The organism is Photorhabdus noenieputensis, assembly GCF_018448935.1.
GTDB classification, from domain to species: domain Bacteria; phylum Pseudomonadota; class Gammaproteobacteria; order Enterobacterales; family Enterobacteriaceae; genus Photorhabdus; species Photorhabdus noenieputensis.
Map to the genome: position 1 here is coordinate 1 of NZ_RCWC01000134.1, position 1,060 is coordinate 1,060.

At 41.0% G+C, this 1,060-nt stretch carries 1 protein-coding gene; it reads left to right on the forward strand.

Going from position 1 to position 1,060, the window contains the following annotated elements; genetic code table 11:
• The coding region (locus EAE91_RS23510) for a type VI secretion IcmF C-terminal domain-containing protein (RefSeq protein WP_280520312.1) at positions 1-408 on the forward strand (408 nt) is incomplete at its 5' end.
• Positions 409-1,060 lie beyond the last annotated feature (652 nt).

Sequence of the window (1,060 nt, forward strand, 5' to 3'; positions counted from 1 at the left end):
GAAACGGACCTGACGATAGACGGTCAGCGGTTGCGTTACTTTAACCAGAGGGAGAGCTGGCAGCGTTTACGCTGGCCGGGGGACGAGGATAATCCCGGGGTGGCGCTGACCTGGACCGGGGTGAATACTGGCGCGCGGTTGTATGGCGACTATCCGGGGGCGTGGGGATTGATGCGCTGGCTGGAGGCGGCTCAGGTGAAGATGCTGGATGAAAGCCGTTACCGGCTGACATTTACCACGCCGGAAGGGTTGCCGCTGACCTGGGTATTGCGGACCGAAGTCGGGAAAGGGCCGCTGGCGTTATTGAAACTGCGGGGGTTTAGATTGCCGAAAACGATTTTTGTGGAGAATACGGGCAATCCTCTGCCTGAGCCGGAGAGAAATAACGACGACTGGGAAACAGAATAATCGCTTATTTGACAGAATAATGCTGAGGCAGAGATAACAGTGATATTGGTATTATTCCAGACTATTGACGGAATATGTCATTGAGTTCTGCTCTTCATTCGACTTCAATATCTTATAATCATATCGTCATGATATTCTTATTTATATTTAATGCTTTGTGATGAGGCAGAGTAATCGCTGTCCTGAATCAATGGGAGGCTATTTTCGATGACATTATTCTCAATAATGAAATCTGTTCTCATTCGCATACTATAATTGATAATCATTCTTTTTTACGTGTCGGTAACGTATTGATGATAATGAACCTGAATCATAATAAGGGTGGAATAATGTCGGTGTTGTATTTTGCTAATTAATTAACATATTGAAAATAAAGTAAAAGTATATTTTATTGTTAGGCTTATGAGAAATGTAAATATCTGTATAGTGAGTCACTATCATATTATTTTAATCAATGCGATCTTTTTGTCTAAACAAATGACATTCTGTTTAAGTTTGGTTTAGATATAATGAGTTTCGCCGTTGTCATTAAACATTTTGTGCTATTTGATAAAAAAAGACTTGATTTTAATATGCACCCGCAGGGAGGATTGAATTATTCATTAACCGTGTGTGAAATTAATGAATCTATTAATTCGAAGGCATATTACTG